Annotated in this window: 18 protein-coding genes and 1 pseudogene; 7 read left to right on the top strand and 12 right to left on the bottom strand. The window is 63.4% G+C overall.

The annotated features are described in order from the left end of the window. Positions 1-188 precede the first annotated feature (188 nt). From AC1DZ8_RS20980 to AC1DZ8_RS20990, 3 genes are all read left to right on the top strand, one after another. A complete protein-coding gene (locus AC1DZ8_RS20980; RefSeq protein ID WP_477302127.1) occupies positions 189-1,847 on the top strand; it encodes an ABC transporter substrate-binding protein in 1,659 nt (552 codons plus the stop codon). Between the two features lie 119 nt (positions 1,848-1,966). Further along, on the top strand, positions 1,967-4,387 hold the full coding sequence (locus AC1DZ8_RS20985) for a GcvT family protein (RefSeq protein ID WP_477302129.1): 2,421 nt from the start codon (positions 1,967-1,969) through the stop codon (positions 4,385-4,387). A gap of 61 nt (positions 4,388-4,448) precedes the next feature. Further along, positions 4,449-5,351: an SMP-30/gluconolactonase/LRE family protein gene (locus AC1DZ8_RS20990; RefSeq protein WP_477302131.1), complete on the top strand. Its 903-nt coding sequence runs from the start codon at positions 4,449-4,451 to the stop codon at positions 5,349-5,351. Between the two features lie 11 nt (positions 5,352-5,362). Here AC1DZ8_RS20990 and AC1DZ8_RS20995 read toward each other — a convergent pair whose 3' ends face one another. Further along, positions 5,363-6,268 (bottom strand): allantoinase PuuE, encoded by a 906-nt coding sequence (locus tag AC1DZ8_RS20995; RefSeq protein WP_477302132.1) that lies wholly within the window; start codon positions 6,266-6,268, stop codon positions 5,363-5,365. Between the two features lie 27 nt (positions 6,269-6,295). Next, positions 6,296-7,363, bottom strand: a complete 1,068-nt coding sequence (locus tag AC1DZ8_RS21000; protein ID WP_477302134.1) for a pyridoxal phosphate-dependent aminotransferase — start codon at positions 7,361-7,363, stop codon at positions 6,296-6,298. A 226-nt stretch (positions 7,364-7,589) separates the two neighbouring features. Between AC1DZ8_RS21000 and AC1DZ8_RS21005 the strand changes: the two genes are divergently transcribed. After that, positions 7,590-8,519: a LysR family transcriptional regulator gene (locus AC1DZ8_RS21005; RefSeq protein WP_477302136.1), complete on the top strand. Its 930-nt coding sequence runs from the start codon at positions 7,590-7,592 to the stop codon at positions 8,517-8,519. Here AC1DZ8_RS21005 and AC1DZ8_RS21010 read toward each other — a convergent pair. Further along, positions 8,470-9,207: an SDR family oxidoreductase gene (locus AC1DZ8_RS21010; protein WP_477302138.1), complete on the bottom strand. Its 738-nt coding sequence runs from the start codon at positions 9,205-9,207 to the stop codon at positions 8,470-8,472. The genes AC1DZ8_RS21005 and AC1DZ8_RS21010 overlap by 50 nt on opposite strands. Positions 9,208-9,333: 126 nt before the next feature. Further along, entirely contained in the window at positions 9,334-9,942 is a 609-nt protein-coding gene (locus tag AC1DZ8_RS21015) for an NAD(P)-dependent oxidoreductase (protein ID WP_477302140.1), read from the bottom strand. 104 nt (positions 9,943-10,046) lie between these two features. Between AC1DZ8_RS21015 and AC1DZ8_RS21020 the strand changes: the two genes are divergently transcribed. Beyond that, entirely contained in the window at positions 10,047-10,958 is a 912-nt protein-coding gene (locus tag AC1DZ8_RS21020) for a LysR family transcriptional regulator (RefSeq protein WP_477302142.1), read from the top strand. Between the two features lie 94 nt (positions 10,959-11,052). Then, entirely contained in the window at positions 11,053-11,328 is a 276-nt protein-coding gene (locus AC1DZ8_RS21025; RefSeq protein WP_477302144.1) for a hypothetical protein, read from the top strand. 57 nt (positions 11,329-11,385) lie between these two features. On the opposite strand, the gene AC1DZ8_RS21030 is transcribed toward AC1DZ8_RS21025, so the two are convergent. Then, positions 11,386-12,336, bottom strand: a complete 951-nt coding sequence (locus AC1DZ8_RS21030; protein ID WP_477401567.1) for a GlxA family transcriptional regulator — start codon at positions 12,334-12,336, stop codon at positions 11,386-11,388. An 88-nt stretch (positions 12,337-12,424) separates the two neighbouring features. Between AC1DZ8_RS21030 and AC1DZ8_RS21035 the strand changes: the two genes are divergently transcribed. After that, positions 12,425-13,561: a DJ-1/PfpI family protein gene (locus AC1DZ8_RS21035; protein WP_477302148.1), complete on the top strand. Its 1,137-nt coding sequence runs from the start codon at positions 12,425-12,427 to the stop codon at positions 13,559-13,561. Positions 13,562-13,692: 131 nt separating this feature from the next. Here AC1DZ8_RS21035 and AC1DZ8_RS21040 read toward each other — a convergent pair. The 7 genes and pseudogenes from AC1DZ8_RS21040 to AC1DZ8_RS21070 all read right to left on the bottom strand — a co-directional run. Further along, positions 13,693-14,055: pseudogene (locus AC1DZ8_RS21040) on the bottom strand (ABC transporter ATP-binding protein); the annotation flags it as partial. Further along, positions 14,048-15,076 (bottom strand): ROK family protein, encoded by a 1,029-nt coding sequence (locus AC1DZ8_RS21045; RefSeq protein ID WP_477302149.1) that lies wholly within the window; start codon positions 15,074-15,076, stop codon positions 14,048-14,050. The pseudogene AC1DZ8_RS21040 and the gene AC1DZ8_RS21045, both read right to left, overlap by 8 nt. Continuing rightward, positions 15,076-15,798 carry a ribulose-phosphate 3-epimerase gene (locus AC1DZ8_RS21050; RefSeq protein WP_477302151.1) on the bottom strand — a complete coding sequence of 241 codons (723 nt, stop codon included), beginning with the start codon at positions 15,796-15,798 and terminating at the stop codon, positions 15,076-15,078. Before AC1DZ8_RS21050 ends, AC1DZ8_RS21045 begins: the two co-directional genes overlap by 1 nt. A 45-nt stretch (positions 15,799-15,843) precedes the next feature. Beyond that, the gene (locus AC1DZ8_RS21055) at positions 15,844-16,665 is read right to left on the bottom strand and encodes a sugar phosphate isomerase/epimerase family protein (protein WP_477302153.1); all 822 of its coding nucleotides are present in this window, start codon (positions 16,663-16,665) and stop codon (positions 15,844-15,846) included. A gap of 19 nt (positions 16,666-16,684) precedes the next feature. Continuing rightward, entirely contained in the window at positions 16,685-17,527 is an 843-nt protein-coding gene (locus AC1DZ8_RS21060; protein ID WP_077373143.1) for a carbohydrate ABC transporter permease, read from the bottom strand. A 5-nt stretch (positions 17,528-17,532) separates the two neighbouring features. Then, positions 17,533-18,429 (bottom strand): carbohydrate ABC transporter permease, encoded by an 897-nt coding sequence (locus AC1DZ8_RS21065; protein ID WP_477302156.1) that lies wholly within the window; start codon positions 18,427-18,429, stop codon positions 17,533-17,535. A 139-nt stretch (positions 18,430-18,568) separates the two neighbouring features. Next, positions 18,569-19,813, bottom strand: a complete 1,245-nt coding sequence (locus AC1DZ8_RS21070; protein WP_477302158.1) for an ABC transporter substrate-binding protein — start codon at positions 19,811-19,813, stop codon at positions 18,569-18,571. Positions 19,814-19,875 lie beyond the last annotated feature (62 nt).

The following is a 19,875-nucleotide window of genomic DNA, read 5'->3' on the forward strand; positions in this document are numbered from 1 at the left end:
CGCCGACATCGGCACGACCGAGCGCGAAAAAATTTGAGACGCCAATGGCATCGTTTTATTAGGCCTTACAGGCCGGTTTTCAGCGGTTTGTGAGGGCTCAAGCCCTTCCGGGATTTTTGCATCGCCTCTAACATTCCCTGCGTAATGGGGAATGAACGGGCGGAAAGCCCAAACCGGAGAAGCAAACAATGGCACTTTTCAGGAGCAACGGTGACCGCGTCCCGGCGGTCATCGAAAGCTACGCAGATGAAGTCCGAAGCGGCAGGATGGACCGCCGCGAATTCCTCGCCATGGCGAGCGCGATGGGCGCCTCGACGGCGTTCGCCTATGCAATGGCCGGCCTTCCCACGCCGGCCGAAGCGGCAACGATGGAGCCCGGCAAGAAGGGCGGCATCCTGAAGATGCAGATGATCATCAAGGACATGAAGGATCCGCGCACATGGGACTGGTCGGAGATGGCCAATGTGCTGCGCCAGTGCAACGACTACATGATCCGCTACACCCAGGACTTCACCTTCGAGGGCCATCTCATCGAAAGCTGGGAGGTCAGCGACGACGCCACCGAATACACGCTGCATGTGCGCAAGGGCGTGAAATGGTCGAACGGCGACGAGCTCAACGCCGACGACATCGTCTTCAACATCGAGCGCTGGTGCGACAAGGCGGCCGAGGGCAATTCGATGGCTGGTCGCATGGCCACGCTGATCGACCCTGCGACCAAGAAGGCGATCGCCGGCGCCATCACCAAGATCGACGACCACACGGTGAAGCTCAAATGCGGCCAGTCCGATGTCACCATCATCCCCGGTTTCGCCGACTATCCGGCCATCATCGTCCACCGCGACTTCGACAAGAACGGCGCCGACATGACCAAGACGCCCGGCACCGGCCCGTATGAACTCATCTCCTACAAGGTCGGCGACTCGGCCTCGGTGCGGCGCCGCAAGGACTTCACCTGGTTTGGCGGCGAAACCTATCTCGATGGTGTCGACTGGACCGACTACGGCACTGACGCTTCCAACCCCGCCATCGCCAGCGCCTTCGAGGCCGGCGAGATCGACTGCAACTACCAGACCGTCGGCGGCACGGTGGATCTCTATGACGGCATGGGCCTGGTCAAGGAATCCGTCGTCACCGCCGGAACGATCGTGCTGCGCACCAACGTCAGCAACAAACCCTATGACGACAAACGGGTGCGCAACGCCATCCAGCTCGCGGTCGACAACGAGACGGTGCTGAAGCTCGGTTATAGCGGTCTTGGCCAGGTCGCCGAAAACCACCATGTCTGCCCGATCCATCCGGAATATTACGAACTGCCGAAAGTGCCGCGCGACCTTGCCAAGGCCAAGGCGCTGATGACCGAGGCCGGCCAGATGGATCATGAGTTCGAGTTGATCTCCTACGATTCGGACTATGTGAAGGACCCTGCCGACGTCGTTGCCGCGCAGATGCGCGAGGCCGGTTTCAAGGTGAAGCGGACGATCATCCCGGGCACTTCGTTCTGGAACGACTGGACGAAATATCCATGGTCGACCACCGAATGGGGCATGCGTCCGCTGGGCGTACAGGTGCTGGCGCTTGCCTATCGCAGCGGCGAAGCCTGGAACGAGTCGGCCTATGCCAATCCCGAATTCGACAAGAAGCTCAATGCAGCACTCGCCATTCCCGATACGGCCAAGCGCAAGGAGCTGATGAAGGATGTCGAGTTCATCCTGCAGGATTCCGGCGTTCTGGTGCAGTCATTCTGGCGCTCGCTCTACCGCCATCACGCCACCTATGTGAAAAACCTCAAAATGCATCAGACATTCGAACTGCAACTGGACAAGGTCTGGCTCGACAAGGCCTGACCTGTCAGCATCCAGGGGGCGGCTTGATCGCCCCCTGGAGTTTCGCCAAAGGCGACGAGAGCGAATTCATTGATCTGGAACAAGACAAGTCGCCGAACACAAAGGGAAGAAATCTCGATATGCGTACCCATGCACAAGCCGTTGTCATCGGCGGCGGCCTGATCGGCTGCTCGATCCTTTATCATTTGGCCAAGCATGGCTGGTCCGATGTGGTCCTGCTCGAGCGCGACGAGCTGACCTCTGGCTCGACCTGGCACGCCGCCGCCAACATTCATGGCCTGCATGACTCGACCAACATCAGCCGCCTGCAGCATTACACCATGGCGCTCTACAAGGAGCTGGAGACCGAGACCGGCCAGGGCTGCGGCATCTTCCAGCCGGGCTCGCTCTATCTCGCCCAGACCGAGGCACGCGAGCACCAGCTGCGGCTGCAGGAAGCCAAGGCACGGCGCTACAAGATGAATTTTTACGAAGTCGCGCGCGACGAGGCGGAGCGGCTGCACCCGCTAGTCGATTTCGACGGCATACGCTGCATCATGTACGAACCCGAAGGCGGCAATGTCGACCCGTCCGGCGTCACCGCGGCCTATGCCGCGGGCGCACGCCAGCGCGGCGCCGAGATCCATCGCTTCACACCGGTCATCGCCACGGAAGCTCAAGCCGACGGCAGCTGGATCGTGCGCACGCCCAAGGGCGAGATCCGCACGCAATGGGTGGTCAATGCCGCCGGCCTGTGGGGCCGCGAGGTCGCCGCGATGGCCGGCCTGCAATTGCCGCTGATCCCGACCGAGCATCAGTATTTCGTCACCGAGACCATCCCCGAAATCGCCGCCATGGGCCGCCGGCTGCCTTCGGTCGCCGACCGCGATGGCGAATACTACCTGCGCCAGGAAGGCCTTGGCCTGCTCATCGGCGCCTATGAGCGCAATATGAAGTTCTGGGCCGAGGATGGGACGCCGATGGACTTCGGCCACGAACTGTTTCCCGACGATCTCGACCGCATCGAGGACAACATGATGCGTGCCATCGCGCGCGTGCCGGCGGTCGGCAAGGCGGGCGTCAAGCGCGTCATCAACGGCCCGATGATCTGGTCGCCCGACAGCGCCGTGCTGTTCGGCCCGGTGCCGGAACTGCAGAACTATTTCTGCTGCAACGGCATCATTCCCGGCTTCTCGCAGTCCGGCGGCATGGGCAAGCTGGCGGCCGAGTGGATGATCGAGGGCGAGCCGTCGCTCGACATGTTCGCCTGGGACATGGCGCGCTTCGGCCATTGGGCCGGCAAGGCCTTCACCAAGGCGCGCGTGCAGGACCAGTACAGCCATCGCTTCAAGATCCATTTCCCCAACGAGGAGCGCGCCGCCGGGCGTCCCGTCCGCACCCGCCCCGCCTATGAGATGCAAAAGCAGATGGGCGCCGTCTTCGGCCTCAATTTCGGCTGGGAACATCCGCTGTGGTTCGCCGCCGAAGGCGAACCACGCGAGGAGACGAATGGCTTCACCAGGCAGAACTGGTGGGGGCCGGTCGGCCGCGAAGCGCGCATGCTGCGCGAGCATGCCGGAATCATCGACGTCTCGAACTTCGCCAAATACGAAGTCAAAGGATCGGGCGCCGAAGCCTGGCTGAATTCGCTATTTGCCAACCGCATGCCGGCCGAAATCGGCCGCTCCTGCCTGACGCCGCTGATCGGCAAGCGCGGCGGCATTGCCGGCGACTTCACGGTGACCAAGCTTGGCCAAGACGAGTACATGGTGTTCGGCTCGGGCATGGCCGAGCGTTTTCATCAGCGCTTCTTCAAGGCCGTTCCGTTGCCGGAAGGCACGACCTTCCGCTCGCGCACCGAGGAGATGGGCGGCTTCAACGTCGCCGGCCCGAAGTCGCGCGAATTGCTGCAGCGGCTGACCAATGCGGACCTGTCCAGCGAGACCTTTCCGTTCATGCGCTCCAAGCGCATCACGGTTGGCGGCGTCGACGTGGTGGCGTTGCGCGTCTCCTTCACCGGCGATCTCGGCTGGGAGCTTTATTGCCCGGCCGCCGACCAGGTCGCACTCTACGGCGCGCTGCTCAACGCCGGCAGCGAGGTCGGCGCCGGGCCGGTCGGTTCGCGCGCACTGATGTCGCTGCGTGTCGAGAAAGGTTACGGCAGCTGGAGCCGCGAGTACTCGCCCGAATATTGGCCGCAGGAGGTCAAGTTCGATCGCCTGGTCAAGATGGACAAGGGCGACTTCCTCAACCGCGACGCCTACGCGGCCATCGCCGAAAAGCCGGCGCGCGATCAACTGATCATGCTGTCGATCGCCGCAAAAGACGCCGACGCCACCGGCGGCGAGCCGATCTTCCTGCCCGACGGCACACCGATCGGACAGGTGTCGTCAGGCGCCTACGGCTACTTCGTCGAGCAGTCGCTGGCGCTGGGTTATGTCAAGGCCGGCTCCGCCAAAGCAGGCGACAAGGTGTCGGTGGCCATCCTCGGCCGGCCGCATGAGGCGGTGCTGTTGAGCGAGCCGCCCTTCGATCCCGAAGGCAAAAGGCTGCGGGCGTAGGTCTCGCTTCCTTCTATCGACGCAAAGCAGATTTCAACGACCGGAAACAAAGGGGAATCGCATGATCAAACGGCATCTGCTCAGCACCATGTTTGCCCTGGCCCTCACGTCCTCCACGCACGCGGCGGATATCAAGGTCATCAATGACGATGCCTGGTTCGCCGAAGGTCCGATCTGGTACCAGGACAAACTCTTCTACGTTGAGTATGGCCGCGGCACCGTGGACGTATGGGACGGCAAGAAGAACGAGATCTTCTGGAAGATGGATGGCTGCGGTCCTTCGGCGGTGGTGCCGACGACGACCGGCGAGTTGCTGGTCACCTGCTATGACAGCAACTCGATCGGCCGCATCTCCGCCGACGGCAAGACGCTGCCGGCCTATGACGAGGACACCGACGGCCAGCCGTTCAGCGGGCCGAACGACTTCGCGCCCGATAAGGATGGCGGCATCTATTTCAGCGGGTCGGGCAAGGGCGGTCCGCTGATCGACGCGTCGGCCTATTACATCGGCAAGGACGGCAGCGTGAAGAAGGTCGCCGGCGACCTGCACAATGCCAACGGCCTCGTCATGTCGAATGACGGCAAGATCCTCTATCTGGTCGAGACCGAGGACAACAGGATCATCGAGTTCGATGTCCAGGCCGATCACAGCCTGGGCAACCGCCGCGTCTTCCTGCGGCTCGACGATCTCTTCCCCAACCAGCCGCACATCTGGCCGGACGGTATCAAGATGGACAAGGCCGGCGAGATGTATATCGGCCAGAGCCCGCGCTCGCTGGATGCACCAGGCAAGATCATTGTCGTCGACAAGGACGCCAAGCTGCTGCGCACGCTTTCGGTGCCGTCGCCATCCATGCCCAACTTCGCCTTCGGTCCGGACGAGAAGGCGCTCTATGTGATGGCGCTCGACCAGATCGATGCGGCACCCTGGCACGGCAAGGTCTACGAGGTTCCGAACAAGTAGGCGTTCGCGGCTCAGCCGCCGAACCGGTCCAGCCAATGCCGGGCGAGGTCGGAGCGGCGGCAAATCCAAATGTCGGGATTGTTCCTGATCTTGTCGAGGAAGCGGGCGAGGCCGATCATGCGGCCGGGCCGTGCGGCCAGTCGGCAGTGCAACGACACCGTCATCATGCGCGGTGTCGTCTGGCCTTCCGCCAGCAGCCAGTCCACCCCGTCGCTGACATAGTCGAAGAACTGGCTGCCGGTTTCCAGGCCGGAGCCGCGCGAAAAACGGCTGTCATTGTTGTCGAAGCTATGCGGCACAACCAGATGTCGCTTGCCATCGACGTCGACGAAATAGGGCAGGTCGTCATTGTAGTCGTCGCAGTCGAACAGGAAGCCGCCATGCTCGACCACCAGCCGCCTGGTGCTGAGGCTGGGCCGGCCGGTGTACCAGCCGAGCGGGCGGATGCCGGTAAGCCGCTGCACTGTATCGACGGTCATGGCGATGTGATTGCGCTCCTCCGCCTCGCTCAGCGGCGCGTAGTCGATCCAGCGCCAGCCATGGCAGACGATATCGCTGCCGAGCTCGGCGATCGCCTTGCCGGCGGCCGGGTTGAGTTCCAGCGCCCGCCCGACGACGTAGAAGGTCGGCACGATGCCTTTGTCCCGAAACAGCGAGGCGAGCCGCCAGACGCCGACGCGCGAGCCGTATTCGTAGAGCGATTCCATGTTGCGGTTGCGCAGGCCGGGCACGGCGGGAGACACGGCCAGATCCGACAGGATCGTCTCGGAAACACCGTCGCCCTCATCGATGCTGTATTCGGCGCCTTCCTCGTAATTGACGACGATGTTGAGCGCCAGCTTGGCGCCGCCGGGCCAGGCTGCGGCAGGAGGCTTGTCGCCATAGCCGATGAAGTCACGGGCCGGCACATAGGACATCGCTGAAGTCTCCTCGTGATCGCTAAATCAACCGCCGCGCTGGTCGGTCAGGATGCGCAGCGCCAGGTCCATCATCTCCTGCGGCCCGACCGTGGCGCGCAGGCAATCGGTCAGGCCATAGCCGCCAAGGCTGCGCACGATGATGCCGGCGTCGCGCAACGCGGTGTCTGCAGCCGCAGCAGCCGCTGCATCGGGGAAGCGGATCAGCACGAAATTCGTCCGGCTTTCGGGGACGTCATAGCCTGCCGCTCTCAGACCCTGGGCGAAGCCGTCGCGGATCGCGGCGGTGCGAGCCACAGTCTCGCGCATATAGGCCTGGTCCTCTATTGCCGAGACGGCCATCGCCAGACTTGCAGTCGTGACCTGGTTCGAGTTCTGCAGCTTGCGGATTTCGGCCGCGACCGCAGGCGGGAACAATCCCCAGCCGACGCGCGCGCCGGCCAGTCCATAGGCCTTGGAAAGGCTGCGCAGCACGACGGTGTCGCCGCGTGCGACGAGCGCAAAGATTGGTTGCGGGTCCTGATCGTCGAACTCGCCATAGGCCTGGTCGATCACCAGCAGCACATCGCCGCGCAAGGCGGCGCGCAGGCGCAGCAGTTCGGAATTGCGGATGCAGGTGCCGGTCGGATTGCCGGGATTGCAGACGAAGACGATCCGCGTTGCCGGCGTGACCGCGGAGAGGATGCTGTCGACGGCAACGACGAAGTCGCACTCCGCCGCAGTGACGTAGACGGCATCGGCGCGCGCCGTGGCGGAGGCCGCGAAATTATAGGCATAGGCGGTGGCGAGCACTTCGTCGCCGGGACCGGCAAATGCCGCGATGGTGCAGCTGATCAGGTCCATCGAGCCGGCGCCGCACAGGATCAGCTCGCGCTCGACGCGATAGGCCTGTGCGATCGCTTCGCGCAACACCGTCCAGTCCGGATCGGGGTAGAGATGGCTGCGCGCGATCGCGTCCTGGCCGGCGGCAGTCGCTGTGGGGCTTGGCGGGAAAGCGCTTTCGTTCTGGGCAAGCGTCGGCCGGTCATAGCCGCCGAAATTCGCCAGCGCGAAGGCCGACATGGCCTCGACATGAGCGGCAGCCTTTAGCGGCATGCCCGAACAATCCTGATGACGCTCATTTCCCCCGAATTGCCTCTGTCGGAGCGGCTTTCCGAACAAGCTACAAGCCGCCCGGGCGTTCACAAGCAAAAACTGGCCGCGCAATGGCCGCGAAATTCTGGCCCTTCGCTCGGCTGCAATCCGGCGACGCTGGCGTCAGTGGTTGCAAAAGCGCCAGCAAGACCCGAAATGTCCGAGACAAACGAGTTCGGAAACGGCAATGCATCCAAGATTGCTCAAGACATTCCTCGCCGTGGCGCGGCACCGCAACATCACCCGCGCATCGCGGGAGGTTCATCTGGCGCAGTCGAGCGTCAGCGACCAGATCCAGTCGCTGGAAAGCGAACTCGGCGTGACGCTCTTCACCCGCTCGCGTCACGGCCTCGACCTGACGAAGGCCGGTGAGGCGCTGAAACCCTATGCGGAAGAGATCCTGCAACTGGCGGACGAGGCGCGACTTGCCGTCGAGGCAACGATGGAAGCGGCTGTCGGAACTGTGACAATCGGCGCGCTGGAGACGATTGCCACTGTTAAACTTCCGCAATGGCTGGCGTCCTTTCGAGGCGACCACCCGGAGATCGGTTTGCGGCTGAAAATCGCCGGCAGCGACGCTCTGCTGCGCCAGCTTGAAGAGGGCGAGATCGACGTCGCCTTCTGTTTCGACAAGGGCGGGCTCGACGAACGTCTGGCCAGGCGCACGATATCGGCGGAGCCGCTGGTCCTTGTCGCGTCCGCCGAAAATGCCGCTGCAGCGAGGCAGGGCGATCTCGCCGCGATGCGTTTCGTGGCGACGGAAGCCGGATGCGTCTACCGGCATCTGTCCGACACGGCCTTCGCCGAGACAGGCATGGCCGCACCAAAACTTGCCGCCGAAGTCGGCAGCATTGGCGCCATTGCTGGCCTTGTGGCGAAGGGTGTCGGCATGGGTCTGGTGCCGCGCCTGGCGGTCGCCGAGGCGCTCGATCGCGGCGAGATCGTCGAAGTTCCGTGGCCGGGCTCGGCCCGCACGGCGTCGCTGGTCATGGTCTGGCGCCGCAGGCGCGTGCAGCCGCCGGCGCTGAAACTGCTGCTGGCAGTAGCGAGTGAGACGTTCGTGCCGGTCAGATCAGCCGGTGACCACCCTCGACATGCAGAACCGTCCCTGTCGTAAAGCCGTTGCTCATCAGGAAGGCGATGGCGTCGGCGATATCGTCGGGTTGACCGATGCGCCCGACCGGCAGGCGCTTGGCCATGGCATCAAGCGTCTCATCCTTCCTGTCACCGGCCACAAAACTCCAGATCGGCGTGTCGACCCAGCCGGGTGAAACAGCGTTGATGCGGATCGGCGCCAGTTCGACCGCCAGCGCCCGCACCAGCCCTTCCAGCGCCGCGTTGACGGCGGCGACAACCGCGCCGCGCGCCACCGGCCGGTAGGCGGCAATGCCGGAGGTGAAGGTGATGGAGCCGTTTGCCGAAAGCTGCGGCGCGCCATGCTTGGCCAGCAGCAGCGGTCCATAGAATTTGCTTTCCACCACCCGCTGCGCGGCCTTCAGGTCGATCGCGGGCAGCAATTCATAGGCGCCTTCGATATCGGCCGCGGTGCTGACGATGTGATCGATGCGGCCGATCTGCCCAAACAGGTCGGCGACCTGATCTTCATGAGCGATGTCAGCCACGATGGCGCTCAAGCCGGCCGGGTTCCGCAACGCCTCGCTCGCCCGATTCAGCTTTTTTTCGCTGCGTCCGACAATGACGACTTCGGCGCCTGAGTCCAGGCAGCGCTTTGTCAGCGCCAACCCCATTCCGGAGCTGCCGCCAACGATGACGATCTTTGATTTCGCGATGTCCGTGTCTGCCATGTTCCGTTCCGATCCTGAACCGTTTCGGGCGAGATTTCGCAGACCGGCGGCAGGAGAGAAAACGAAAGAAAACGATAGTGCCATCGGAAGCTCCGATGGCACTTGTCGTCAATGTCGGCAGTCCGGTCAGTAGCCGACGGTGAAGCGCTGGCGAACATGCGCCGGCTTTTCGATCTCGTCGGTCATGACGATGGCATAGTCCTCGAAGGAAATGCTGCTGCCCTTGTCGGACGTCAGCAGCGTGTCTTTGCCGATGCGGTATTTGCCGGTCCGCTCGCCGGCAACGAACAGCGCCGACGGCGACAGCAAGGTCCAGTCGAGGTCATTGACCGTCCGCAGCGTGTCGAGGAAGTCGGCGCCCTTCTGCGCCTCGGCCTTGTAGATGTCAGGGAAGGTCGGTGTATCGACCAGGCGCTTGCCCGGCGCGACTTCGAGGCTGCCGGCGCCGCCGACGACGAGGTAGCGCTTGACGCCGGAAGCACGCACGGCGGCGATCAGCGTGTCGGGATCGCTGTCGAGGAAATGCACGGAGCTGATCACCGCGTCATGCCCCTTGATCAGCGCGGCGAGGCCGTCCCGGTCGAAGACGTCGCCCTTCTTCGCGGTTACGCCCGGCAGCGCAGCGATCTTGTCCGGATTGCGGGCGATGGCGGTGATGGAATGGCCACGGTCGGAAAGCTCTTTCAGGAGACGCGAGCCGACCTGGCCGGACGCGCCGATGAGTGCGATTTTCATGGGAGGTTCCTTTCGTCTTGGGTCGTGCAATAGATGGCAGTCCGACCGCTTGCGAAAAACAGCGATCAATCATACAAACTGTCTGATAAAATCAGACAATCGACATGACCGAACTTCTCAACCTCAACCGGCTCGTCTACTTCGCCACCGTCGTGGAGACCGGATCCTTCACCGCCGCTGCGGACCGGCTCGACGTCGCCAAGGCGGTGGTCAGCCATCAGGTCGGCAGGCTGGAGCAGGAACTTGGCGCAACGCTGCTGCGGCGCACGACGCGGCGCGTGACCCTGACTGAGGAAGGGCGCCTGTTCTATGACCGGACCGCAATCATCCTGCGCGAAGCCGAGGCGGCCTATGGCGACATCTCGCAACGGGCTGCGCAGCCGACAGGGATGCTGCGGCTGACGGCGCCGCTCGACTATGGCGAGAAGGTGGTGGCGCCAACCATCGCTGCCTATCTCAGAAAATTTCCAAAAATGCGGGTCGAAACGATCTTCGACGATGCCGTCAGCAATCTGGTCGACGAGCAGATCGACCTTGGCATCCGCGTCGGTTGGTTGGCCGATTCCAGCAATCTGGCGCGCCGGCTGGGAAGCCATGAACAATTCGTCGTCGCCAGCCCGGAGCTCGCCGGGCGGCTGCCGCGTGACGTCAGCCCCAGGCAAGCGAAATCGCTGCCATGGGTCGCCAATGCCCAATTGCGCGGCATCGGCCAGTGGGTGTTTTCGAGGGGCGGCGAGACGGTGCTGACCGAACTCAATCCCGTCGTTACCTGCGACAAGACACCGGGCGTGCTGTCCTGCGTGCTGGCCGGCATCGGGCTCGGTATCTTCCCGGATTACAGCGTCACCGACGACATCGCGCGGGGGCGGCTGGTGCGGCTGTTCGCGGACTGGAGCTTGCCGTCCGGTGGCATGCATGCTGTCTTCCCGCCGGCGCGCTTCAGGCCGGCCAAGGTGCGTGCCTTCGTCGACCTGCTGGTTGCAGCCGAAAGGCGGCGGGCGCGCAGTGCGGGCTGATTTCGGCACGAGCCGGCAACGCCGAAAGGGAACCTTTGTTCGGCCGGCGCTTTTGGATATGCTGCGATTCCGAACAGTCAGAAGGGTGTTGCCGATGACCACCAAGATCTTTGCGACCTGTGCGCTCGTTCTCGCTGTCGGCTGCAGCCTGTCCAGCGCTGCCATCGCCAAGGAAAAGCACCGCCATCGGCAGCCGGAACCCGAACGCTACGTTCCGGCCCATCGCGACCTTCTCTACGACCTGTTCGGCGGGCCGCGTTACTATGACACCATGCTGACCACCACGGCCGCCGGCGCCTGCTCCTACAACCGGGTCGGACCGGACGCGAATGCGTTGAACAAGATCAACGATCACCATTGCGGGAAATAGGCGGAGCGGGAAGTAGCGGAGCGGGAGCAGCAGCCGGCCGAAACCCTCGTTTGAGCGCTATCGCGTCAGGGTTCTGGCCGCGGCACGCCGGAGCGCCTGCGGCGGCTGGCCGAAGCTTCTCAGGAACGCGCGGCGCATCCGCCCGGCATCACCGAAACCGCTTTCCTCGGCGATGCGATCGAGTGGCGTGTGGCCAGTCTCCACCGCCATTCGCGCGGTTTCCAGGCGCAGCCGCTCGACAGCCTTGGCCGGCGTGGTGCCGGTCTCCGCAGTGAAGGCGCGGGCAAAATGTCTCGGGCTCATGGCGGCACGGTCGGCAAGGCGCTCCACGGTCAGAGGCTCGGCGAGCTTTGTTCGCATCCATTCGATCAACTCGACAAAACGCCCTGATCGCCCGCCGAGATCGACCAGCGCCGAGAACTGCGACTGGCCGCCCGGCCGGCGTTGATGGACGACAAGCTGCTGGGCGGTACGCCGCGCGATCGCCGGACCGAGATCATCCTCGATCAGCGCCAGCGCCAGATCGATGCCGGCTGAAATCCCGGCCGAAGTCCAGACGCCGTCATCACGGATGAAGATGCGCTCAGCATCGAGCTTCACTTTCGGATAGCGGCGGGCGAAATCATTGGTGCTCCACCAATGGGTGGTGGCGCGCCGGCCGTCTAGAAGCCCGGCTTCAGCCAGCAGATAGGCGCCTGTACAAACGCTAGCCGTGCGGCGGGGGCTCGCGTGCCGCAGCCAGGCGACGATCTCCTCGGCCGCAGACCTCGAACGTATGATCTCGCCGCCGGAAATCACCGCGGTGTCGAGTGGTACCGCAGCGGACAGCGGTCGGGCTGCAAGTCGTATTCCGGACGAGCTTTCGATCTCGCCACCGCCGGGCGCCAGCATCTCGAGCGCGTAGCTGCCGGGGCAGAAATGCTCCGCCAGTTCGAACRCCGCCGCCGGACCGGCTGCGTCCAGCAACTGGAATCCTGGATGGATGATGATGCCTATGGTCCTGCGCATGGCAGTTTTTGCCCGATCTATGTCATTTCAGACAAAGCCTAATGGAGCTAGGCTGATGGTCAAGCGTTTAGATCGGAAGGACTGAGCGATGAGGCTGCGCTTGATGCTGTGGATTTGTCTGGGCATCGTCCTGGTTGTCGCGGGGGCTGGCACCCTGTGGCTGCTGTCCCTGCCGTCGGCATCGCTTGCCGCCGTTCAGCCAGCCATCGATGCCAAGGAGATCGAAGACACGCTCGCCGCGCTGAAGCCGCCCAAGCGCCAGCGCCCGCTCATCGCCATCATCGGCATCAATGACGGCACCGAGACCACCGACTATCTGATGCCCTTCGGCATATTGCGGCGCGCCGACGTCGCCGATGTCGTCGCGCTGGCAACGCAGCCGGGCCCGATGAAACTCCATCCGGCTTTGCAGGTCGAGCTCGACGCAACGACAGCGGCGTTCGACGCCGAGCATCCCGAAGGCGCCGACTACGTCATCGTTCCCGCCATGATGCGCGATGACGATCCCGACGTGCTGAAATGGATCAGGAGCCAGGCAGCCAGGGGCGCCATCGTTATTGGTGTCTGCGCCGGCGCAAAGGTCGTCGGCGCCAGCGGATTGCTCGATGGCAAGCGGGCGACGACGCATTGGTATTCGCTGAACGAATTGCGCGAAAAACACCCGACGATCCACTATGTCGCCAACCGGCGCTTCGTCGTCGATCAAGGCGTCGCGACGACAACCGGGATCACCGCGTCGATGCCGATGATGCTGACGCTGATCGAGGCAATCGGCGGGCGCGCCAAGGCAGAAGCCGTTGCCCGCGATCTTGGCCTGGCGCATTGGGATGCCCGCCACGACAGCGGCGCCTTCAAGTTCACCCGGCCTTTCGCGTTGACCGCGATCGGTAACACGCTGGCCTTTTTCAATCACGAACAGCTCGGCATCAAGCTGACATCAGGCATGGACGAGGTATCGCTGGCACTGGTGGCGGATGCCTGGTCACGAACCTATCGCTCCGGCGCCGTGACATTTGCCGACGACGCGATCGTCAGCCGCGACGGCATCCGCATCCTGCCCGACCAGATCGCGGCCACTTGGCCGACGGAGCGTCTGGCGCCGAACGTTGCCGACGCGCGGCCGGTCCAGTCGCTGGACCAGACGCTTCGAGACATCTCGGCCCGCTATGGCGCCCGCACGGCCGACTTCGTGGCCATGCAGCTCGAATATCCACGAACGCAGTGAAGGATCTAGGCAGGCAGGGGCGCCAGCGCCGGGCCGTCGGTGCGAAACAGGTGGCAAGCGGCCGGCGCGATGTCGATCGCGATCGGACTGTGCAGCGGCGTCGTGTCGCCGCCTTCGGTGATGCGAGAACTGGAGGACCTCCGCGGCTTCGCGCACCCGCGGTCCTTCTCAGCGGCGGGAACGCCGGCGATCTTGAGCGCAAATCCCATATTCTCGGCCACGCTCATATGCGGGTAGAGCGCGTAGGACTGGAACACCATGGCAAGGCCACGTTCCGACGGATCGATGTCGTTGGCGCGCACGCCGTCGATCAGGAGATCGCCGGCGCTGATCTTCTCCAGCCCGGCGATCATGCGCAGCAGCGTGGACTTGCCGCAGCCGGACGGGCCGACGAAGACGACGAACTCGCGGTCCTCGACGTCGAGGTCGATGCCCTTGATGATTTCGACACTGCCATAGGATTTGCGCGCGCCGCGCAGTTTGAGCTCAGCCATGGCTTGCCTCCCTGGCATCAGCGGTCGCGCCCCTGTCCTTTTCGTCCTGCGCCATCGCCCGTGGCAAACCCGGTTCGCCTTCCCACAGGATCAGGCTGGCGGCGCCGATCAGCCCGGCGCGGTCACCGAGTTCGGCGCGCACGATCGGCACGTCGCGATAGGCCGGCATCGCCCGCTGCTGGACGACCGTTCTGATCGACGGCGCCAGCAGGTCGAAACCGTTGGACAAGCCGCCGCCCATGACGATCAGATCGGGCGAATAGAGATGCAAGAGATTGGTGAAACCGATGCCCAGCCACCTCGCTTCTGCTTCGATCAGGTCGAGAGCGTTGGCGTCGCCGGCCTGGGCCGCCTCGACGACATGCCTGGCCGAGACGTCGCGGTCGCCGGAAAGCCGCCGCAGCAGCGAGCCGTCGCCCGGGGCGGTCTGTCGCGTGGCGCGACGTCCGAGCGCGGTTCCCGAAGCAACGGCCTCGAAGCAGCCGATGGCGCCGCAAAAGCAGCGGTCGCCTTCGCCGGTGATGGTCATATGGCCGATCTCGGCCGCCAGCCCACGCCTGCCGTGATAGATGTGGCCGTCGGCGACGACGCCGCCGCCAATGCCGGTCGACACGGTGACGAACACCAGCGATCCACTGCCGCGTCCGGCGCCGAAACGCCATTCGCCGAGCGCCGCCGCATTGGCGTCGTTCTCCAACCGCACCGGCAAGCCGAAATGCTGCCCCAGAATGTCGATCAGCGGCACGTCGTGCCAGCCCGCCAGCGTTGGCGGCGCAATCACGATCCCCGCCTTGGGGTCCAGCGGCCCCGGCGCACCGACGCCGATGCCGGCAATTTCAGACTGCGGCTGTTGCGCTATGAGATCGCCGGCGAGCACAATGATCTGGCCGATCACAGCCTCCGATCCCGCACCGGCAAGCGTCGGCGCCGAGGCATGAGCGACGATACGGCCGTCGCTTTCGACCAGCGCGCCGCGCAGCGCCGTGCCGCCGAGATCGAAGGCCAGCGCAAGCTTGCTCATCAGGCCGCGACCTCCAGCCCGTGCAGCCAGGCCATGCGCCGGGCAAGGTCGGGATCGCCGAAAGCGAGCGAGCCCAGCACCACGGTCTCCGCACCCGCGGCGCGCAGCAGCGGCACGGTCTCGTGGCGTATGCCGCCATCCGCAGCGAGCACGATGTCAGCCTCGCGGCCGGCCTTGCGCATCAGCGCGCGCGCCTCGACCAGGCGCGGGCAGGCCTTCTCCGACAGGCTCTGGCCCTTGACGCCGATGGAGGTGCCGAGCAGCGTCACGAACGCCACTTCGGAAAGGAAAGGCGTGACGGCCGCGACCGGCGTCTCCAGCCGCAGCACCACACCGGCCTCGGCGCCGAACTCATGCGCCAGTTTCACGGCGCGCAGACCGGCCTCGCCGTTTTCGGCATGCACGCTGATCAGGTCGGCGCCGGCTTCGATGAACTGGCGCGTCTGGTCCTCGACGATCTCGGCTTCGACCATCAGATGCACATGGATCGGCTTCGCCGTCAGCCTGGCGATGCGCGCCACCAGATCCGGGAAGAACAGGAAGCCCGGGGTGAAGCGGGCGTCGGCGACGTCGATATGGTGAATGTCGGCATGGGCTTCGATGCGCTTGAGGTCGCGCTCCATATTGGCGAGATCGGCCGACCACAGCGAGAACTCGCCGATCAGACGGTTGCGCGGCAAGGCGGCGATTGCGGCGTGGCCGGACAGGGACTTGCTCGTCATGATCGAATGAGGCTCCGGAAGTTGCAGTTCGAAAAAATCATCGTTTCAGGCTCCGTAGCCGCGCATGGTCTGGCGGTTGGTCTTGACCGCCTTGGCCGGATCGGCGGCCGCAGTTTCGGACTCCTCCTCCAGCACCAGCCAGCCGTTGAAGTTGGGGGCAGCACCAGCGATCTCGATCACCTTCGCCGTATCGCAGACGCCCTTGCCGAGCATCGCCCAGGTGCCGCCGGCATCGACGTCCTTCAGATGCACATAGCGGATGCGGTCGCGATAGGTGGTCAGCGTATCCGCCATGTCCTGACCGCCGCGCAAGATGTGGCCGGTGTCGGGCACCCAGCCGACCAGCGAGGCGTCGATCAGCCCGAAGATTCGATCATAGTCGGCGCGGTCGAACAGCAGCGTGTTGTGATGCGAACTTGGATGCACCGCGACCTGGACGCCTGCATTGCGGCCGAGCTCACCGGCTTTGTTGTAAACCTCGGCGGCAATCGCAAACTTGTCATCGCGCGGCCCGTCGGAGACGACGGTGGCCGAGCCCATCGACACCAGCGCGCCAGGGAAGGCGGCGGCGAAATCGATCCAGCGTTGTGCGGTTTCCAGGTCGGCGTCGATCTTGTCCTTCAGCGTAAAGCCGCTCTTCGAGCCGAAGGCGAAGGACACCAGCGTCAGGCCGGTCGCCTTCAGCGCGGCGGCAAATTCCGCGGGATGGTTGCCATAGCGGCCGATCATCGTGTCGGTGATCTCGATGCCGGCGTAGCCGCCATCGGCGATCGCTTTCAACAGATCGTCGGGGCCGCCGGTGAACCGGTCTCCGAGCATTTCCCAGGTGAAGGTCTGGCAACCGACGTTCAGGTCTTTCACGTTCATCCTTTCATTCCTTGATATCCTACTTGACCGAGCCTGCGGTCATGCCGGCGAGGAAGAACCTCTGGGCAACGAGGTAGATGATCAAGAGCGGGAGCGAGCCGAGCACGCTCATCGCCATCATCTGGTTCCATTCGAAGGCGTGTTGCCCCATCAACAGCTGGATGCCGATCGGGACGGTGCGCATGGACGTTGACTTCGTCAGCGTCAGCGCAAAGAGAAATTCGTTCCAGCACAACAGGAAGGTGTAGACCGACGTCGCCACGATACCAGGCAGTGAAATCGGGACGATCACCCGCCAGAGTGCGGTCCAGCTGGTGCCGCCGTCGACAGCCACCGCTTCATCGAGATCGCGGGGCAACGTGTTCAGATATCCCGTCATCAGCAGGATCGCGTAGGGCAGCGTAAACACCAGGTAAGTCAGGATCAGCGCGACATAGGTGTCGAAGATGCCATACGAGACGACAAGCCCGAAGAAGGGGATCAAAAGCGTGATCGGCGGGATCGTCTGCGTGCTGATGATAAGCGTGTTGAGGCTGCCCTTGCCGCGGAAATTGAAACGGCTGAACCCGTAGGCCGCCAGCAAGGCGATCAGAACCGTCAGCACGGTCACCGCTCCGGCCACGAAGTAGCTGTTGAAGAAGAAGCGCAGCTTTACCGGGTCGCCAAGGATGGCCGCATACGCTTCCAGCGTGAAGGCCTTCGGCAGGACGGTTGGTGGCAGGGCAAAGATTTCGGTATTCGACTTGAACGAGCTGCTCAGCATCCAGTAAATCGGGAAGGCCGCGAAAAACAGCCCTGCGGCAAGCGCGACATGGAGCGCGACGGTGATCAGCCTGTCTTTCGGCGTGTGCCTTTTCCTCATGGTGACTACCGAGCCTTTTGATAGCGGATGTAGAAGAGCGTCAGGCCGAGCGAGATCAGCAGGATGACCACGGCGCTCGCCGACGCCTGCGAAAGGTTGTAGCTCGAAAACGCCAGCTTGTAGGTGTAGGTGCTCAGCACCTCGGTCGAGTAGATCGGACCGCCGCCCGTCGTGATCCAGATCAACGGGAAGACCTGCATGGTCCAGATGAAATCGAGCAGCGAGATGCTGATGATGATCGGCATCAGCTGCGGGATGGTGATGAAGATCAGCTTCTGGTAGGCCTTCGCTCCATCGATATCGGCGGCCTCGTAGAAATCCTTGGGAATGCCCTGCAGGCCCGCGAGCAGGCTGACCATGAAAAGCGGGTAGCCCGCCCAGATATTGGCGAAGGTGACGGCGTGCAGCGCGGTCTCGGGCGAGGAAAACCATTCGACCTTGGAACCGATGATGCCCAATTGCAGGAGAATGCTGTTCACGACGCCGTTCGGCTCGAGCAGAAGGCGCCAGATCACCGCGATGATCACCGCGGTGAACAGCCAGGGCAGTATGTAGAGCACGCGCAGAATATTACGCAACATCGGATTGATGCGGTCGCTGTTCAGCATGAGCGCGAAGATCATGCCGATGGTCATGTGGAAAATGACACTCATGCATGTGAAGTAGAGCGTGTGCCACAGCGATGCCCAGAACACCGGATCGTTGAAGATCGCCTGGTAGTGTTTCAGTCCGGCAAAGGATGGGTCACGACGCAGCACCGCGCTGTTCTGAAACGAATAGCCAATCACCGTCACCATCGGCAGCAGCATCAGAAGCCCGATTATGAGCAGCGAGGGCGACAGATAGAGGTAGGGTGCGACCGCTCGTTTCAGCTTGTGGTGGGAGCGCTTTTGCCGGGTCATGTGCCAACCTTGGGATACACCTTCAAGAGAAGGTAAGCTTCAAAAACAGGTCCATCTCAAATTGCCCATCCGTTGGTGCCGGGTGGCCCGCCCGAAGTCAGGCCACCCGGTCGAAGATAGCAAACGCGGAACAGGCCGATCAGAATTTCGCCATCCAGCCCTTCTGGGCGGCGGCGGCCGCCTGTTCCGGAGACTGCTCGCCGGCGAGCATCTTCTGGGCTTGCACGTCGAACTGGGTCATCAGGTCTTCAGCCACCGGCAGGCCCGTGAACTCGTTGGCGAGATAACCGGTCTTGAAGATTTCGAAAGCCTTGGCGAAAGCCTTGTCCGAGGTCACGAAATCGGGCTTGGCGTTGACGTTGCCGGGGAAGGCGTTGGCCAGCGACACCAGCTTGGCGTTGACCTTTTCACTCATCAGATATTGGACGAGCTTCCAGGCCTCCTCCTGATGCTTCGAGCTCGCAGAGATGCCGATGCCCCAGGAGGCATAGGGAAGGCCGCGCTTGCCCGTATAGCCCTCCACGACCGGGACCGGGATGATGTCGAAGTTCAGACTGGGATTGCGTTTGCGGATGAGGTTCACATGCGCGAGCGAGTCGACCATCATCCCGACCCGGTCGTTGACGAATTCCTCGACCTTTTCCTGTTCGGTCTTGGTGGCGATTCCGGGCGAGATGGTGCCGGCGTCGTTGAGCGATTTGACGAAGGTGAGCATGTCGACAACCGGCTTGCCCTCGAGAGCCGGCTTGCCGTCCGCCATCATCGACTGACCCGATGCCCAGACCCACGACATCATGTCGTTCTGCACACCGGACGGCGTCTGCAGCGATAGCGGCAGCACCCAGCCATACTGGTTCTTGTCGGCTTGGGTCATCTTCTTGGCGGCTTCGAGAAACTCGGCGCGGGTCGACGGCAGCTTGGTGACGCCCGCCTTGGCGGCGAGGTCCAAATTCACGAAGACCGGATAGACGAACGAAGCCACGGGAAACATCACCGCCTTGCCGTCCACCTTGATGATGTCCGCGACTTGGGCTTTGTCAAACTTGCTCGCATCCATCATCGGGTTCAGGTCGGCCAGCGCACCCTGCGCGTTCAGATTGTTCACCCATGCGCCGTCGAGACCGACGACGTCGCTAAGCGTTCCAGTTGCGGCACCAACCGAGATCTGGTCTCGCGTGGTCGCATAGGGGCCGCTGACCAGCGTCACTTTGATTCCGGGGTTTGCAGCCTCGAAGTCATTCATGATTGCCCTGAGCGATCCGGCCGGCAATTCAGGCTCCCACCATTGGGTAAATTCCAGCGTCGTGTCCGCCATGGCGCTGGTTGCGCCAAGCAACCATGCGGCCGCGGCCATTTTCAGCATCGCGGGTTGTATCCGAAACATCACTTTCTCCTCCTTCTTCAAGATCGACCGCACAATGCGGACGATCGCCTGTTTTGTTCAGA

The sequence above is a fragment of the Mesorhizobium sp. P2_F7 genome, from assembly GCF_056403695.1.

Coding starts and splice junctions, on each gene's coding strand:
- AC1DZ8_RS21045 (WP_477302149.1), bottom strand. CDS start 15,076: ATGAGCAAGCTTGCGCTGGCCTTCGATCTCGGCGGCACGGCGCTGCGC.
- AC1DZ8_RS21005 (WP_477302136.1), top strand. CDS start 7,590: ATGCATCCAAGATTGCTCAAGACATTCCTCGCCGTGGCGCGGCACCGC.
- AC1DZ8_RS21025 (WP_477302144.1), top strand. CDS start 11,053: ATGACCACCAAGATCTTTGCGACCTGTGCGCTCGTTCTCGCTGTCGGC.
- AC1DZ8_RS21060 (WP_077373143.1), bottom strand. CDS start 17,527: ATGAGGAAAAGGCACACGCCGAAAGACAGGCTGATCACCGTCGCGCTC.
- AC1DZ8_RS21070 (WP_477302158.1), bottom strand. CDS start 19,813: ATGTTTCGGATACAACCCGCGATGCTGAAAATGGCCGCGGCCGCATGG.
- AC1DZ8_RS21035 (WP_477302148.1), top strand. CDS start 12,425: ATGAGGCTGCGCTTGATGCTGTGGATTTGTCTGGGCATCGTCCTGGTT.
- AC1DZ8_RS21055 (WP_477302153.1), bottom strand. CDS start 16,665: ATGAACGTGAAAGACCTGAACGTCGGTTGCCAGACCTTCACCTGGGAA.
- AC1DZ8_RS21065 (WP_477302156.1), bottom strand. CDS start 18,429: ATGACCCGGCAAAAGCGCTCCCACCACAAGCTGAAACGAGCGGTCGCA.
- AC1DZ8_RS20980 (WP_477302127.1), top strand. CDS start 189: ATGGCACTTTTCAGGAGCAACGGTGACCGCGTCCCGGCGGTCATCGAA.
- AC1DZ8_RS20995 (WP_477302132.1), bottom strand. CDS start 6,268: ATGTCCTATGTGCCGGCCCGTGACTTCATCGGCTATGGCGACAAGCCT.
- AC1DZ8_RS21020 (WP_477302142.1), top strand. CDS start 10,047: ATGACCGAACTTCTCAACCTCAACCGGCTCGTCTACTTCGCCACCGTC.
- AC1DZ8_RS21000 (WP_477302134.1), bottom strand. CDS start 7,363: ATGCCGCTAAAGGCTGCCGCTCATGTCGAGGCCATGTCGGCCTTCGCG.
- AC1DZ8_RS21015 (WP_477302140.1), bottom strand. CDS start 9,942: ATGAAAATCGCACTCATCGGCGCGTCCGGCCAGGTCGGCTCGCGTCTC.
- AC1DZ8_RS20990 (WP_477302131.1), top strand. CDS start 4,449: ATGATCAAACGGCATCTGCTCAGCACCATGTTTGCCCTGGCCCTCACG.
- AC1DZ8_RS20985 (WP_477302129.1), top strand. CDS start 1,967: ATGCGTACCCATGCACAAGCCGTTGTCATCGGCGGCGGCCTGATCGGC.
- AC1DZ8_RS21010 (WP_477302138.1), bottom strand. CDS start 9,207: ATGGCAGACACGGACATCGCGAAATCAAAGATCGTCATCGTTGGCGGC.
- AC1DZ8_RS21050 (WP_477302151.1), bottom strand. CDS start 15,798: ATGACGAGCAAGTCCCTGTCCGGCCACGCCGCAATCGCCGCCTTGCCG.